Source organism: Ideonella sp. FW305-24 (assembly GCF_058788035.1).
Genome location: NZ_JBYTAI010000024.1, coordinates 1 through 14,483 on the forward strand (window position 1 = coordinate 1; position 14,483 = coordinate 14,483).

Here is a 14,483-nt window from a genome sequence, read left to right on the forward strand (position 1 = left end):
GGGAGATCTGACCATCGGATATCACCCGAAAGTCGTTTCAGGACAACGACTTGGGAGATTTTCAGGGCCGACTACGTAAGGCGCTCGGCTCTGAACCTGAGTTGCTTATTGCCGCTTTTAACCGGGGGCGCCGCGAGGATGCCAGCATGGAAGAGCGCTATCTGGCGCAGTTTGTAGGCAGCGTGTGCGAAACCTCGGTATCAAGACATGCAATCGCCAGCCTGCCGTCCCAAAGCCCATCATCCGCTGCACAAATCGCCGAGGCGCGGAAGGAGTTAGAGCATGCATGTTCAAGATTTTACGGCGTGCAGCTCGACGAATTGAGAAGGGAAAATAAGCGGCTACTCTCTGACACATTGGCCAGCCCCACGTTCTCTCGCCAATTCAGCGCCTCAGATGATGAGGCTGCCTCCAAGGCTGCAATTCGTGAACGTGTTTACGCAGGGATGCAACAATACGGTCTTACGTCTTTGCTTTGGAATGCCGAAAACCTGGTATCTATTTGGACGGAGGGGCAGTCTTCTGAGCGGGAAATATCTCCTGACGATCGCCTTCTGCATGCGGGTGCAGTGGCCGCCATGTGCTACGGCAGTGTGCCCTGCGATGGAAGTGGCTTGATTTATTTAAATCTATGTGGCAACGCGGGTATATGCGGGGGAAGCGTGCTCGGCGGCTTGACTGAAGGTCTGGCACCGGAACAAGCCGAGAGGGTCGAAATGATCGCAAAAAGCATTTCGATCCAAGCCAGGCAAGCAAGTAGCGATGCGCTATTTCGGCGCCCTTAGTGTCATTTAAAAGCGCCCCGGTTTCGACAAAGGTCTGCAGAATAACCCGCGGTAAATCGGAATTTACGGCTCCTTTGATAGAGTGTCGAGCGCCCTCGCATTTGAGGGGTGCCACCGTATTTTTACCAATAAAGTGGGAATGGCGAGAGTCCGTGAATGCAACGGTGAGGCCGACACGCCGTTCGAGGTGACCTTCTGCCGTTTCTCCGAGACTGATCGGCAGCTTTACCTGAAGGCGCTTTGACGCGTCCTTATGTGTTCCTGATGTAAAGCCCACGACCATCGCGGCATCCTGTTTCAGGGCCGTCTGATGACCGCTGCCGCTTTACCCCGTTCTTCCTCCTCCTCAGCCACTTCTGGCTTTGTCCCGCCTCAGGGGCAACCGCGCGGGCGCGCGCTGGCGGGGCTCACGCTGGCGGCCATCGGCGTGGTTTATGGCGACATCGGCACCAGCCCGCTGTACACGGTCAAGGAAGTGTTTGGCGCGGGTGGCGTGCCGCTGACTTCGGCCAACCTGGTGGGCGCCGTGTCGGCCATCCTGTGGGCGCTGATGCTGGTGGTCACGCTGAAGTACGTGGTGCTGATCCTGCGGGCCGACAACCGCGGCGAGGGCGGCGGGCTGGCGCTGACGGCGCTGGCCGGGCGGGCGGTGGCGCACAAGCCGGCGCTGCGCCGCGTCCTGCTGCTGCTGGGCGTGTTCGGCGCCACGCTGTTTTATGGCGACAGCGTCATCACCCCGGCGATCTCGGTGCTGGGCGCGGTGGAGGGGCTGGAGGTGGCCACGCCGCTGTTGAAGCCCTATGTGCTGCCGGTGTCGCTGGCGGTGCTGGCGGCGCTGTTCCTGGTGCAGCGCTTCGGCACGCAGCAGGTGGGCCGGGTGTTCGGGCCCATCATCCTTGTCTGGTTCCTGGCGCTGGCCTGGACCGGCGTGCAGCAGATTGCGCAGCAACCGGCCATCCTGGCTGCGCTGGACCCGCGCCAGGCCTGGACCTTCCTGGCCGGCCGCGGCTGGCATGTGCTGGCGGCGCTGGGTGCCATCGTGCTGGCGCTGACTGGTGCCGAGGCGCTGTATGCCGACATGGGCCATTTCGGGCGCAAGCCGATCCAGCTGGCCTGGTCGCTGCTGGTGATGCCTTCGCTGGCGCTGAACTACCTGGGCCAGGGTGCGCTGCTGATGCGCCAGCCCGAGGCCATCGACAACCCGTTTTTCCGCCTGTTCCCGGCGACCTGGATCGCCCCCGCGGTGCTGCTGGCCACGCTGGCCGCCATCATTGCCTCGCAGGCGGTGATCTCCGGCGCGTTCTCGATGACCAAGCAGGCCATCCAGCTCGGCTTCCTGCCGCGCATGGTGGTGCGCAACACCTCCGCCAGCGAGGCTGGCCAGATCTACCTGCCGGCAGTCAACTGGGCGCTGCTGGCGGCGGTCTTCGCAGCGGTGCTGTGGTTCGGCAGTTCTTCGGCGCTGGCCGGTGCCTATGGCATGGCTGTCACATTGACGATGATGATCACCACGGTGCTGACCTACTTCGTGATCTGCGATGGCTGGCGCCTGCCGCGCTGGCTGGCGCTGGGCGCGACGGCATTTTTCATGTTGTTCGACGCGGCGCTGGTCGCCGGCTGCGCGGTCAAGCTGTTCGACGGCGGCTGGTTCCCGCTGGCGCTGGGCGGGCTGCTGTTCATCGTCATGAGCACCTGGGCCCGCGGCCGGGCGCTGCTGCTGGACAACATCCGCGATGAAGGCCTGGCGCTGCAACCCTTCATCGAGTCGCTGCAGGACCCGGGCATCACGCGCGTCTCACGCACTGCGATCTACCCTGTCGCCAACCCCGACACCGTGCCGCAGGCGCTGCTGCACAACCTCAAGCACAACCAGGTGCTGCATGAGCGCAACGTGATTTTGACGGTGGTGTTCCACGAGGTGCCGGCGCTGCCGGACAGCGAGCGGGTGCGGGTGGCCGAACTGGCGCCCGGCTTCTGGCGCGTGACGCTGAATTTCGGCTTCCTCGACGTGCCGGACGTGCCCAAGGCGCTGGCCTTGTGCGACGCCCAGGGCCTGCGCATTCCCGTCTTCGAGACCAGCTTCTTCCTCAGCCGGGAGACCGTGGTGACCGCGCCGGGCCTGGGCCTGCGCGGCTGGCGCCGCCGCCTGTTCGCGGCGATGAACCGCAACGCGACCGGCGTGGTGGCTTTTTTCCGGCTGCCGGACAACGCCGTGGTGGAGTTGGGCACCCGCGTCCAGATTTAAGGCAATGCTGAACAAGTCCTGTGTGCCGCGCTGGCGAGAGAACAGGCCGGATCGTAGGCGCGACGCGAAGGTCGGGCTCTCTGCCCGAAGCCGAGCGGCGCAACGACCGAGGCGGCCTGTTATCTCGCCAGCCCTCCGGGGCGGTTCAGGTGGGCGCCAGGCGTCGTTGCGAACCTTGCCCAGGCACAAGCCTGGGCGGCGGCTCGCGCCTAGCCTGGCATCCCGCCTGAATCCGCCGCGGCGCACAGGACTTGTTCAGCATTGCCTTAGACCCGCTCAAGTTCCGACCCAGCTCAGCCGAAATCGGGATGTGATGCCCCCGGCTCGTCCACTGCGGCGTGTGGGGGCCCGATGAACGCTGTTGGGCGATGGGGTTGGTGGCATGTCGGTGCGCGGGCTTGGCTGGTTGATGGGAATGGTGCTGTGGCCCGTGTTGGCCGCGGCAGGTCCCGTCACGGTGCAGGTGAGTGGCGCCAAAGGCCAGCCGCTGGCCGACGCGGTGCTGATGCTGGAGCCGGTGGGCGCCAAGGCGGCGGTCAAGCCGGCCGCGCATGCCGAAGTTGGCCAGGAAGGGCGGCAGTTCGTGCCGCTGGTGTCGGTGGTGACGGTGGGCACGCCGGTCAACTTCCCGAACCGCGACCGGGTGCAGCACCATGTGTACTCCTTTTCGCCGGCCAAGAAATTCGAGATCAAGCTCTACCACGGCAAGCCGAGTGAGCCCATCGTGTTCGACCAGCCCGGCATTGTCGTGCTGGGCTGCAACATCCACGACACCATGGTCGGCTGGGTGCTGGTGGTGGACACGCCCTGGCACGGCAAGACCGCGGCGAGCGGCCAGCTCGCGCTTGGCGAGGTGCCAGCGGGCAGCTACCGGCTGCGCGCCTGGCATCCGGACCTGGCGCCTGGCGCGCCCTTGCCCGAGCAGGCCGTGACCGTGGGCGCCGGCCCAGAAGCGCTGACCGTGCGCCTGGATGCGGGGCTGAAGTGAAACGCCGCAACCTCTTCAACGGCCTGGCGGGGCGCATCGTCACGCTCTTCCTCGGCCTGTTGCTGGTGGTCCAGCTGGCGGCTTTCCTGACGGTTCGCGAAAGCATCGACCGCAACGCGCGCAGGATGCTGGGCGACCAGCTGCAGCTGGGCGAGCGGGTGCTGGGCCGGCTGCTGGACCAGAACGCGCAGGGCTTGCGCCAGGGCGCCACCTTGCTGGCGGCCGACTTCGGCTTTCGCGCCGCAGTCCAGTCCGGGGACGCGGAGACGGTGCGCTCGGCGCTGGAAAACCAGGCTGCGCGGATTGGCGCCAGCGTCTCGGCGCTGCTGGATGTGAACGGCGGCTTGGTGGCGGTCAGTTCTCAAGAAATCGCCCGGCCGTCCCCGATTTTCCTTGACCCGCAGGGGAGGCCCGACGCGCAGCGGCAGGTCCTGGGGCGCTCGTCCGATGCGGAGGGTCTGGATCCGGTGCTCCTTGCGCTGGCGGCGGAGCGCAGGCAATCCGGGGGCGAACAAGCGCCGCTGCGCCTTGTGCACGGCCAGGCCATGCAATTCGTGGTGGTGCCGATGAAGGCCCCGCTGCTGATCGGCTGGGTGGTGATGGGGTTTCCGCTGCAGAACGCGCTGGCGCAGGACCTGCACGCGCTCTCCGGCCTGGACATGGTGCTGTTCAGCCAGACTGCTGGCCAGGCGCCGCACCTGGCCCTGGGCACCACCGCGGTTGGCCGAGTGGCGGCCATGGTGGACGCGGGGCCTGGCATGTCCGAAGGTGAGCTGGACGGCATCTCGGTGCTTCGGTTGCGGGTGGACCTGCTGCCGGCCAGCGCACCGGGCGGTGGCCGCGGCAGCCTGCATGCGGTGCTGTTCCGCTCGATCGACGAGGCCGTGGCGCCTTTTCGCCGGCTGCAGGCCTCGATGGCCCTGATCACCGTGCTGGCCGTTTCCATCTTCGGCGTGGGCAGCGTGCTGACCGCGCGCCGCGTCACGCAGCCGGTGCGCCAGCTGCTGCGCGCCAGCGAACGCCTGGGCGCGGGTGACTTCCAGACCCCCGTGCCGCAGACCGGCCGCGACGACGAGCTGGGCGAACTGGCCCAGGCCTTCGACGGCATGCGCACCGGCCTGGCCGCCCGCACAGAGGAAATCCGCCTGCTGGCCTATTGGGACCGGTTGACCGGCCTGCCCAACCGTGCCCAGTTCGAAGACCTGCTGCGGCGCGAGCTGCAGCCCGGCCGCCCGGTGGCGCTGCTGATGCTGAACCTGGACCGGCTGGAGCAGGTCAACCAGGTGCTGGGCCGGGCCCGTGGCGACCGGCTGCTGCAGACTGCTGCCGAGCGGTTGCGCGGCGTGGCGCGGCGCCTGAGCGAGCTGCCGGCATCGATCGACGGCTTCGTTGCGCGCCTGGCGGGCGACGAGTTTGCGTTGCTGCTGCCCGGGGCCAGCCCGGCCCGCGCCCAATGGGTGGCGCAAAGCGTGGTGCGCAGCTTCGAGCGGCCGGTGCAGCTGGACGACAGCGTGGTCGACCTGTCGGCCGGCATCGGCATTGCCTGCTTCCCCGAGCATGCCGAGCACGCCGACCAGCTGATGGGCCGGGCGCTGCTGGCAATGACGGAAGCCAAGCGCCGCATGGCCGGCTGCCTGGTGTACGACCCTTCCATCGACGCTGGCAGCGCGCAGACGCTGTCGCTGCTGGGCGAGCTTCGCCATGCGCTGCGCCACGGCGAGCTGCGCCTGTTCCTGCAGCCCAAGCTGCGGCTGGCCGACGGCAGCCTGATCGGTGCCGAGGCGTTGGTGCGCTGGCAGCACCCCACGCGCGGCCTGGTGCCGCCGAACCAGTTCATCCCGTTTGCCGAGGAAACCGGCTTCATCCACGAGCTCACGCTGTGGGTGGTCGACGAGGCTGCCCGCGTCTGGGCCCAGCACCGCGCGCAGGGCCTGGAATTGCGGCTGTCGGTCAACCTTTCGGCACATGACCTGATGAAGGCCGACCTGGTCGCCCGCATCGACGCCCGCCTGCGCCACCACGACGTGCCGCCTTCGGCGCTGTGCCTGGAGATCACCGAAAGCGCGATCGCCTCCGACCCCCAGCGCGCGCTGCAGACGCTGCATGCGCTCAAGACCAGCGGCTACAAGCTCTCCATCGACGACTTCGGCGCCGGCTACACCTCGCTGGGCCAGCTGATCGACCTGCCGGTCAACGAGCTGAAGATCGACATGCTGTTCGTGCGCACCATGGACACCAACGCCGACAAGGCCTCGATGGTGCGTTTCATCATCGGCCTGGCGCACGACTGCCGGCTCACCGTGGTGGCGGAAGGCGTCGAGAACCCGGCCATCCTGGCCCAGCTCAGCGCGCTGGGTTGCGACGAGGCGCAGGGGTATCACATCAGCAAACCGTTGCCGTCGGGCGAACTGGTGGACTGGGTGCGCGGCCGCTGGCCTGGGCTGGTTTCACCGCCGGCCACGGCGCCCGTCGAGGACCTGGGTGCCGACGCGGCCCCCAAGCTGCCCAAAGCCTGGCGCAACAGCGCCAACGACACGCCGGTGCCGGCCGAACACAGCGCCTGAGCGGGCGACGCATCAGGGCAGCGCTGCCAGCCCTTGCGCGGCGATTGCCGTGGCATTGCGCGCCAGCGCCTGGGCTGCCGTGTCCACCAGCGGCGGCAACTCACTTGCCTGCAGCAGCAGCCGTGTCAGCACGCCCGCCTGCGGCGCCAGCGGCCCGAGAAACCGAGCCTGCCCCTGCCACACCAGCAGCACGGTCGGAAAGGTCTCGATGTCCAGCGCCGCCTCCGCACCGCCGGCTGCCAGCACGTCCGCATGGTCCTCCACGTCCAGCCAGCCAAACCGCCAGCCGGGATGTTGCGCGGCGAGGGCCTGCATCACCGGCAGGTAGGCGTCGCAGGTGCGGCACCAGGCGGCGCAGAGGCACAGGACGAGGGGCGGGAGGTCAGATTCGGCGGGGTGTTGGGTCATGGGCTTGCTCGGGCGGGGTCGGCAAACTCTAGCTGCCTGCCTGCCATGGTTGAATGCGCCACGCTTGCCTGCTGGCAGAGCCGTCCAGTCCGCAGCCATCATTGCCCATGTTGAACCAGCCTGACCTTGTCCCGCCGGAGCGAAACCGATTCATGGCGTTCCTGTTCGACTTGGCCCTGGCCTGTGCTCTGGCTGCGCTGGTGCAGATCTGGTTCGACCTGAAGGCGGCGGGCATTTCCGAGATGCTGAGCCTGGCTTGCGGCTATGCGCTGTACCTGCTGGTCAGCGCGGCGCTGTCTCCGGGCCAGACCCCTGGCAAGCGAGTGCTCGCGCTGGCGCTGATAGAACTAAGAGGCCAGGCACCCAGCCGCGCTGTGGCCGTCGCGCGCGTTGCGATCCGCGTTGGCGTGCCTTTGCTGCTGGGCATCGTGCTGGGCACGCTCACCGGCAGATTCCAGGCCTACCTCGGCGTGTGCTTCGTCGGGGGGCTTTTTGTGGACGCCTATTGCGTGTCGTATCGACCTGGCCGCAGGCTGCTCGCTGACAGTTTGCTCGGGACCATGGTGGTCGTGCTGCCGCCGGTGCAACCGCACCGCGCCCCGGCCGGGCCGATGTACAGCGCCCATGACCGGGAATTCGGCCCGCCGCCAACGAAGCGCTGAACTTGTGCGAAAGGCGGTGGCAGATCAGGAGGCCCCGACACCCAAGGCACGGGCGAGCATCAGCAAGGCGACGCCGGCACTGACCACCGCGAACACCCGCTTGAGCATGGCGGCGGGCAACCGCTTGGCGACCACGCGGCCGATCAGCAGCGCGACCACGGCGGCAGCGCCGAAGCTCAGTGCCAGGTCGCCGTCCAGGTGGCCGTGGCCGGAGGCGGCGAGCAGGCCGCTCAGCGTCGCCAGTGCGATGACCGCCAGCGAGGTGGCGGCGATGCTGCGCGCGTCCAGGTCGGTCCAGTGGGTGAGCGAGGGCACGATGACAAAGCCGCCGCCCACGCCCAGCAGGCCGGTCAACAGCCCGGACGCCGCGCCGGTGGTGGCCAGCACCCAGGCGCAGGGGGCTGTCCAGCGCAGCCGGCCGTCGGCCGCGTCGACCACGCAGGGCGGCAGCTGGCGCGGCGCGGCCGGGCTGGCTGCCGAGCCCGCTGCTGCGGGCCGGCTCTGCTGCCACATGCGCCAGGCCGTCCAGCCCAGCACCATGGCAAACAGGCCGGTCAGCGGCCGCGCCGGCAGGTGCTGGGCCAGCGCCACGCCCAGCGGCGCGGTGAGCATGGCCAGGCCGCCGATCAGGCTGGCCGCGCGGTAGCGCACGATGCCGTCGCGCAGGCCCAGCACCGCGCCCAGGCCGGCGGACGCGCCCACCGCCAGCAGCGCCACCGGCGCCGCTTGCTGAACCGACATGTGCAGCCCGAAGACCAGCAGCGGCACGGCCAGCACGCCGCCACCGGCGCCGGTCAGCGCCAGGATCAGGCCGACGATGGCGCCCAGGGCCCAGCTCAATTCCATGCTCGGAAAACAGATTTGTTCATGCGCAAAGTGTCGCAGCGGAATGGGTCGCCGCGAACGCCTGACCAGCGCAAATGCTTGGCGCAACCGGGCCTGCCAGGCTGCGAGTTGCCCTCGCTTGCGCACACAATCGGCCCATGCGGATTTTTTCTCCTGCGTTGCTGTGCCGCGGCCAGCCGCACCAGCCGATGTCGGAGCTCCGGGCATGAGCGGCCTGATCAACCCCTGGCTGGCGCTGGCGCTGGGCCTGCTGATTCTTCTCCTCTACGAAGGCCGGGTGGTCTGGATCGGCCGGCGCGCGCCACACCGCGTGGCGCGCGACGTGCATGCCCAGATGCGGGCCGACTGGGTGCGCGCGCTGGCCGAGAAGCCGGGCTTCGAGATCGTCGCGGTGCAGACGCTGCGCAACTCGCTGATGTCGGCCACCATCACGGCCTCTACCGCCGCGCTGTGCCTGATGGGCGCCGTGACGCTGGGTGGCAGCCGCCTGGCGGCCGGGCTCGCCGGGGTGCATGCACCCCATGACCTGTTGCCGCTGGAACTGCTGCAGCTGCTGCTGATGGGCACGCTGTTCGCGTCATTTGTCTGCTCGACGCTGTCAATGCGCTACTACAACCACGTGGGCTTCGCGATGTCGCTGCCGGCCGGCTCGCCGCAGCGCCAAGCCGTGGTGGGGCTGGCGGTGGACTACATCGAGCGCGCCGGTTACCTGTACGGCTGGAGCCTTCGCAGTTTCCTCAGCGTCGCGCCGCTGGTGGTGGGCATCGTCAACCCGGTGCTGTTGCCACCCGCCTGCGTTTGTCTCGTGTGGGTGCTGTGGCAGTTCGATAAACCCGGCGCCATCACCGACTAGGAAATGGTGCACCCGGTTCCGCGAGTACGCGAAACCACCCGCCGAGCGGGTGGCGGGTCCGCTTGGGGCGGCCCGGCGCTGGCCCCGCTGGTGCACCCGGTTCCGCGAGTACGCGAAACCACCTGCCGAGCGGGTGGCGGGTCCGCTTGGGGCGGCCCGGTGCTGGCCCCGCTGGGCGCCCGGTTCCGTGAGCAACATCGGCAAGTGACGGCCGTGGTTAGCATTGAGTCCATACCGCAAGGAGAATTTGAAGATGCATCGTCGTGAGCTGTTGGCGCGAAGTGCCAGCGTGGCAGGCCTGCTGGCCGGCCTGGGCGCCCTTCCGGGAGCCGCCCATGCGGCCTGGAACACGGCGGCCTTCGAGGCCAAGAGCGTGGCCGAGGTGGTGAAGGCACTGGGCGTGTCGGCGCCGGTGGAGAGCAAGGACGTCAGCTTGACCGGCCCGGAGATTGCCGAGAACGGCGCCGTCGTGCCGCTGGCGCTGGCGACCTCGCTGCCGGGCGTCAAGCGCCTCTTGGTGCTGATCGAGAAGAACCCGTCGACGCTGGCGGCTTCGTTCGACATCAGCGACGCGATCGAGCCCAGCTTTTCGCTGCGCGTGAAGATGGCGCAGACCTGCAATGTCTACGCGGTGGCGATCACCGCGGACAACAAGGTGCTGTTTGCGCAAAAAGAAATCAAGGTGACCCTCGGCGGTTGCGGCGGCTAGATGGGGCACCCGGCTCTGCGGGGTACGCAAAGCCACCCGCCGGGGGGGTTGGCGGGGCCGTTTGGGAGCGGCCCGGCGCCGGCCCCGCAGCGACGCTGCCACCGTTGGTTGATTGAAATTCGAGGAGCAATACATGTCCGATCCGATGCGCATTCGCGCCCAGGCCGCTGGCGACAAGGCCGTCGTCAAGGTTTTGATGAGCCATGAGATGGAAACCGGCCAGCGCAAGGATGCGGCTGGCAAGACGATCCCGGCCTGGTTCATCCAGGAAGTCACGGCCTCGCTGAACGGCAAGCCGGTGTTGACCGCGCAGTGGGGGCCTTCGGTGGCCAAGAACCCGTTCCTGCAGTTCAACATCAAGGGCGCCAAGGCGGGGGACAAGGTCAGCGTTTCGTGGACCGACAACCACGGCGACAAGCGCAGCGACGAAGCAACAGTGGCCTGAGAGCCTGAGAGTCTTTCGAACATGCCCGCTCATCACGCCAAAAGTCACCTGCTCGTCGTTGCAAATGCTCGCCATAGCCCGAGCTATGGCTGTGCTTTGCGCCTAGATCAGGCACCTTTTGACGCACTGCTCGGCCACGCCCGAAAAACTCTCAGGCTCTGAGAGCCGCCAAGCCCACACCCACAGGAGGAGCCCGTGAACCTTGAGAACCCGATGCCGCGCGGGAGGCCGCAACTGGCCACCGTCCTGACGCTGGGACTGGCGCTGGCCAGCAGCGCCGCGCTGGCGCAGCAGAAGTCCGCCGCCGACGGCATTGCCGAATACCGCGCAATGCTGGCCGACGGCAACCCGGCCGAGCTGTTCATCGCCAAAGGCGAGTCGCTGTGGACCGAGCCGCGCGGGCCGAAGAAGGCCTCGCTCAGCCAATGCGACCTGGGCCTGGGCGCGGGCGTGGTCAAGGGCGCATGGGCACAGCTGCCGCGCTGGTTTGCCGACACCGGTCGCGTGCAGGACCTGGAGTCCCGCCTGTTGAGCTGCATGGAGACGCTGCAGGGCTTCAATGCCGCCGAGATCGCCAGGACGCCGTTTGGCAAGGGCGAGCAGGCCAGCGTCGAGGCGCTGGCGGCCTACGTCTCGTCCGAATCCAGCGGCATGAAGATCAACCTGCCGCAGCGCCACCCGGAAGAAAAACGGCTCTACGCGCTGGGCCAGCGCGCCTTCTACTTCCGTGGCGGGCCAATGGACTTCGCCTGCGCCACCTGCCACGGAGAAGCCGGCAAGCGCATCCGCCTGCAGGACCTGCCGGACCTGCGCAGCAACCCGGGCGATGGCGTCGGCTTCGCGGCCTGGCCGGCCTACCGGCTGTCCAGCGGTGAACTGTGGACCATGCAGCGCCGGCTCAACGACTGCTTCCGCCAGCAGCGCTTCCCGTACCCCGGCTTTGGCTCTGAGATCACGGTGGCACTGGGCGTGTACATGGGCGTGAACGCCAACGGCGCCGCGGCTGCCGCGCCGTCGCTCAAGCGCTGAGGGGGCTGAGATGGGAAACCGCATGAAATCGATGTTCGCCACTGGCGGCAGCCTGCTGATTGGCGCGCTGCTGCTGACCGGCTGCCAGTCGCCCGGAACCGGCAACGAAGCCTCCGAGGCCGAGTTCCAGGCGATGCTGAAATCGTCCTTCCGCGAAGAAGGCATTGCCGGGCTGGACCGCCTGCAGCAGACGCCCGAACAGGCCGCCTGCTCCAGCCGCACGCCGCCAGACCCGACGCTGCACGCCGAGCTCGAAGCCCAGGCGCTGGCGACCGTCAAGCCGCCTTCGGACGGCCAGTACCTGGGCGACTGGCGCGAAGGCGAGAAGCTGGCGCAAAACGGCCGCGGCATGACCTGGAGCGACAAGAGCACGGCCACCAGCGCCAATGGCGCGAGCTGCTACAACTGCCACCAGATCGGCCCTGGCGAAATCTCGTTTGGCAGCATCGGCCCCAGCCTGTACCACTACGGCAAGCTGCGCGGCGTGAGCGATCCGAAGGACCCGGCCGCAGCGCCCATCGTGCAATACACCTGGGCCAAGCTGTACAACGCCTGGGCCTACAACGCCTGCTCCAACATGCCGCGTTTCGGCCACAAGAACCTGCTGGACGAGGGCCAGCTGAAAAACGTGATGGCCTTGCTGCTGGACCCGCAGTCACCGGTCAACGCGAAGTGACCTTGGTCGCTCCGAGATGAATCTGGATCGGCGCGAGTGGCTGCAGGCGCTGGGCGCCGCGGCCATGGCCGGGCTCAACCTGAATGGCGCGGCGCAGGCGGCCGAGGCCGGCGGGCTGTACGACCTGCCGTGCTTCGGCAACGTCTCGTTCCTGCACATGACCGACTGCCATGCGCAGTTGCTGCCGCTGCACTACCGCGAGCCCAGCGTGAACCTGGGCGTGGGCGCGGCCAGGGGACAGTGGCCACACTTGGCGGGCGAGGCTGCTCTGAAGGCCGCAGGCGTGGCTCCGGGCAGTGCAATGGCACATGCGCTGACTTGCCTGGACTTCAGCGCCCAGGCCCAGCGCCACGGCATGTTGGGCGGTTTTGCCCACCTGGCCACGCTGGTGCGCCAGCTGCGCGCCAGCCGGCCCGGCGCCTTGCTGCTGGACGGCGGCGACAGCTGGCAGGGCTCGGCCACCGCGCTGTGGACCAACGGCCAGGACATGGTCGAGGCCTGCAAGCTGCTGGGCGTGGACGTGATGACGGGGCACTGGGAGTTCACGCTGGGCGCGGCGCGGGTGCAGGAAGTCGTTGCGAAAGACTTCAAGGGCCAGATCGACTTCGTGGCCCAGAACATTGCCGGCGCCGATTTCGGCGACCCGGTGTTTGCGCCCTATACGCTGCGCCAGCAGAACGGCGTGACCTGCGCCGTGATCGGCCAGGCCTTCCCGTACACGCCGATTGCCAACCCGCGCTACTTCGTGCCGGACTGGACCTTCGGCATCCAGGAAGCGCAGCTGCAGCAGCAGGTCGACACGCTGCGCGCCAAGGGCGTGGCGGTGGTGGTGCTGCTGTCGCACAACGGCATGGACGTGGACCTGAAGCTGGCCAGCCGCGTGCGCGGGCTGGACGCGATCTTCGGTGGCCACACGCACGACGCCGTGCCGCTGGCCGTGCCGGTGCGCAATGCAGGCGGCACGACGCTGGTCACCAACGCCGGCTCGCACGGCAAGTTCCTCGGCCTGATGGACTTTGACGTGAAGGACGGCCGGGTGCGCGACTTCCGCTACCGCCTGCTGCCCATCTTCTCGCGCCAACTGCCGCCGGACCCGGCGATGGCCGCGCTGATCGCCAAGCTGCGCGCGCCCTACGAAAAACAGCTGAACGAAACCCTGGCCGTGACCGACGGGCTGCTGTGGCGGCGCGGCAATTTCAACGGCAGCTGGGACCAGCTGATCTGCGACGCGCTGCGCGCCGAGCAGGACGCCGAGCTGGCCTTTTCACCCGGTTTCCGTTGGGGCGGCAGCCTGCTGCCGGGCCAGGCCATCACGCGCGAGCGGCTGATGGACCAGCTGGCCATCACCTACCCGACGGCCACGCGCACGCTGATGAGCGGCGAGCAGATCAAGACCGTGCTGGAAGACGTGGCCGACAACCTGTTCAACCCCGACCCGTATTACCAGCAGGGCGGCGACATGGTGCGCACCGGCGGCCTGAGCTGGCGCTGCACGCCGGCCGCGGCCATGGGCCGCCGCATCGACGAGTTGCGCATCAACGGCCAGCCGCTGCAGTCCGACAAGCGCTATGCGGTGGCCGGCTGGGCCTCCGTCTCCGAAGATGTGAAACAGGCGGGTGGGCCGCCGGTGTGGACGCTGGTGGAGCGCTGGCTCAAGCGCCAGCCCGGGGGGCGGGTGGCGCAGCGCGTGCCGGACGCGCCGGCGCTGGTCGGCGTGGCCGACGACCCGGGGTATTCGCCGGGCGCCTGAGTCGGCCTGCAGCCCCTCAGCTGCTTGCCAGGCTGAGGTGGTTCAGCAGTTCGGCGCCGGTCGAGTCGCGCACGATCAGCTGTACCGGGATCGCCGGCGCCACGCTTTGCGTCACGGTGCAGAACTGCTCGAAGGTGACCAGCACGCGGTCCAGGTGTTCCAGCGACGCGGCCGGCACGCCCAGCGTCAGCGTGGCCTGCATGCGCATCACGCGGTTGCGGCCCTGGGCGTTGCGCCCCACATGGGCCTGCAGCTCGCAGCTCAGCGGTTCGGGCGACTGCTTGAACTTGCGCAGCGCAAACAGCAGCGAATCCGACAGGCAGTTGCCCACCGCGGCCGCCAGCAGCTGGACCGGCGACGGTCCGGTCGAACTGCCCAGCGGCGGCGGCTCGTCGCCAATGATGGCGGGCACTTCGTCGCCGAAGCCGATCTCGAAGCGGTAGTCCTGCAGCTGGCGCAGCGTGACGGTGGTGACCAGCGTGGACGGGGTGAGTGAAGTTGAGGTGATGTCGCTCATCGGCGC

General features: G+C 68.1%; 14 protein-coding genes. 11 read left to right on the top strand and 3 right to left on the bottom strand.

The window, feature by feature from the left end:
- Positions 1 to 50 precede the first annotated feature (50 nt).
- The 4 genes from AC3WR5_RS32780 (at position 51) to AC3WR5_RS32795 (ending at position 6,582) form a co-directional block, all read left to right on the top strand.
- Entirely contained in the window at positions 51 to 785 is a 735-nt protein-coding gene (locus AC3WR5_RS32780) for a hypothetical protein (RefSeq protein WP_492489985.1), read from the top strand.
- A gap of 310 nt (positions 786 to 1,095) precedes the next feature.
- The gene (locus tag AC3WR5_RS32785; RefSeq protein ID WP_492489986.1) at positions 1,096 to 3,030 is read left to right on the top strand and encodes a potassium transporter Kup; all 1,935 of its coding nucleotides are present in this window, start codon (positions 1,096 to 1,098) and stop codon (positions 3,028 to 3,030) included.
- A 415-nt stretch (positions 3,031 to 3,445) separates the two neighbouring features.
- Complete coding sequence (locus AC3WR5_RS32790) at positions 3,446 to 4,018, top strand: methylamine utilization protein (RefSeq protein WP_375140612.1); 573 nt, start codon at positions 3,446 to 3,448, stop codon at positions 4,016 to 4,018.
- Positions 4,015 to 6,582, top strand: a complete 2,568-nt coding sequence (locus AC3WR5_RS32795; RefSeq protein ID WP_231010472.1) for a bifunctional diguanylate cyclase/phosphodiesterase — start codon at positions 4,015 to 4,017, stop codon at positions 6,580 to 6,582. The genes AC3WR5_RS32790 and AC3WR5_RS32795 overlap by 4 nt, the downstream gene beginning before the upstream one ends.
- Positions 6,583 to 6,594: 12 nt before the next feature.
- Here the strand turns inward: AC3WR5_RS32795 and AC3WR5_RS32800 are convergent, their stop codons facing one another.
- Positions 6,595 to 6,990 carry a thioredoxin family protein gene (locus tag AC3WR5_RS32800; RefSeq protein WP_492489987.1) on the bottom strand — a complete coding sequence of 132 codons (396 nt, stop codon included), beginning with the start codon at positions 6,988 to 6,990 and terminating at the stop codon, positions 6,595 to 6,597.
- Between the two features lie 152 nt (positions 6,991 to 7,142).
- Here AC3WR5_RS32800 and AC3WR5_RS32805 point away from each other — a divergent pair, with 152 nt between their 5' ends.
- Positions 7,143 to 7,652: an RDD family protein gene (locus tag AC3WR5_RS32805; protein ID WP_492489988.1), complete on the top strand. Its 510-nt coding sequence runs from the start codon at positions 7,143 to 7,145 to the stop codon at positions 7,650 to 7,652.
- Positions 7,653 to 7,676: 24 nt separating this feature from the next.
- Here the strand turns inward: AC3WR5_RS32805 and AC3WR5_RS32810 are convergent, their stop codons facing one another.
- Complete coding sequence (locus AC3WR5_RS32810) at positions 7,677 to 8,498, bottom strand: sulfite exporter TauE/SafE family protein (protein ID WP_492489990.1); 822 nt, start codon at positions 8,496 to 8,498, stop codon at positions 7,677 to 7,679.
- 205 nt (positions 8,499 to 8,703) lie between these two features.
- On the opposite strand from AC3WR5_RS32810, the gene AC3WR5_RS32815 reads away from it, so the two are divergent.
- From AC3WR5_RS32815 to soxB, 6 genes are all read left to right on the top strand, one after another.
- On the top strand, positions 8,704 to 9,351 hold the full coding sequence (locus tag AC3WR5_RS32815; protein WP_141289496.1) for a DUF599 domain-containing protein: 648 nt from the start codon (positions 8,704 to 8,706) through the stop codon (positions 9,349 to 9,351).
- A gap of 253 nt (positions 9,352 to 9,604) precedes the next feature.
- The gene (soxY, locus tag AC3WR5_RS32820) at positions 9,605 to 10,060 is read left to right on the top strand and encodes a thiosulfate oxidation carrier protein SoxY (protein WP_141289495.1); all 456 of its coding nucleotides are present in this window, start codon (positions 9,605 to 9,607) and stop codon (positions 10,058 to 10,060) included.
- Between the two features lie 133 nt (positions 10,061 to 10,193).
- Positions 10,194 to 10,505: a thiosulfate oxidation carrier complex protein SoxZ gene (soxZ, locus tag AC3WR5_RS32825; protein ID WP_141289494.1), complete on the top strand. Its 312-nt coding sequence runs from the start codon at positions 10,194 to 10,196 to the stop codon at positions 10,503 to 10,505.
- A 213-nt stretch (positions 10,506 to 10,718) separates the two neighbouring features.
- Positions 10,719 to 11,534 (top strand): sulfur oxidation c-type cytochrome SoxA, encoded by an 816-nt coding sequence (gene soxA, locus AC3WR5_RS32830; protein ID WP_492490020.1) that lies wholly within the window; start codon positions 10,719 to 10,721, stop codon positions 11,532 to 11,534.
- 22 nt (positions 11,535 to 11,556) lie between these two features.
- Positions 11,557 to 12,210, top strand: a complete 654-nt coding sequence (soxX, locus tag AC3WR5_RS32835) for a sulfur oxidation c-type cytochrome SoxX (RefSeq protein WP_492489992.1) — start codon at positions 11,557 to 11,559, stop codon at positions 12,208 to 12,210.
- A gap of 16 nt (positions 12,211 to 12,226) precedes the next feature.
- Positions 12,227 to 13,960: a thiosulfohydrolase SoxB gene (soxB, locus tag AC3WR5_RS32840; RefSeq protein WP_492489993.1), complete on the top strand. Its 1,734-nt coding sequence runs from the start codon at positions 12,227 to 12,229 to the stop codon at positions 13,958 to 13,960.
- 16 nt (positions 13,961 to 13,976) lie between these two features.
- On the opposite strand, the gene AC3WR5_RS32845 is transcribed toward soxB, so the two are convergent.
- Positions 13,977 to 14,477, bottom strand: coding sequence for an OsmC family protein (locus AC3WR5_RS32845; protein ID WP_492489994.1), 501 nt, complete (start codon positions 14,475 to 14,477; stop codon positions 13,977 to 13,979).
- Positions 14,478 to 14,483 lie beyond the last annotated feature (6 nt).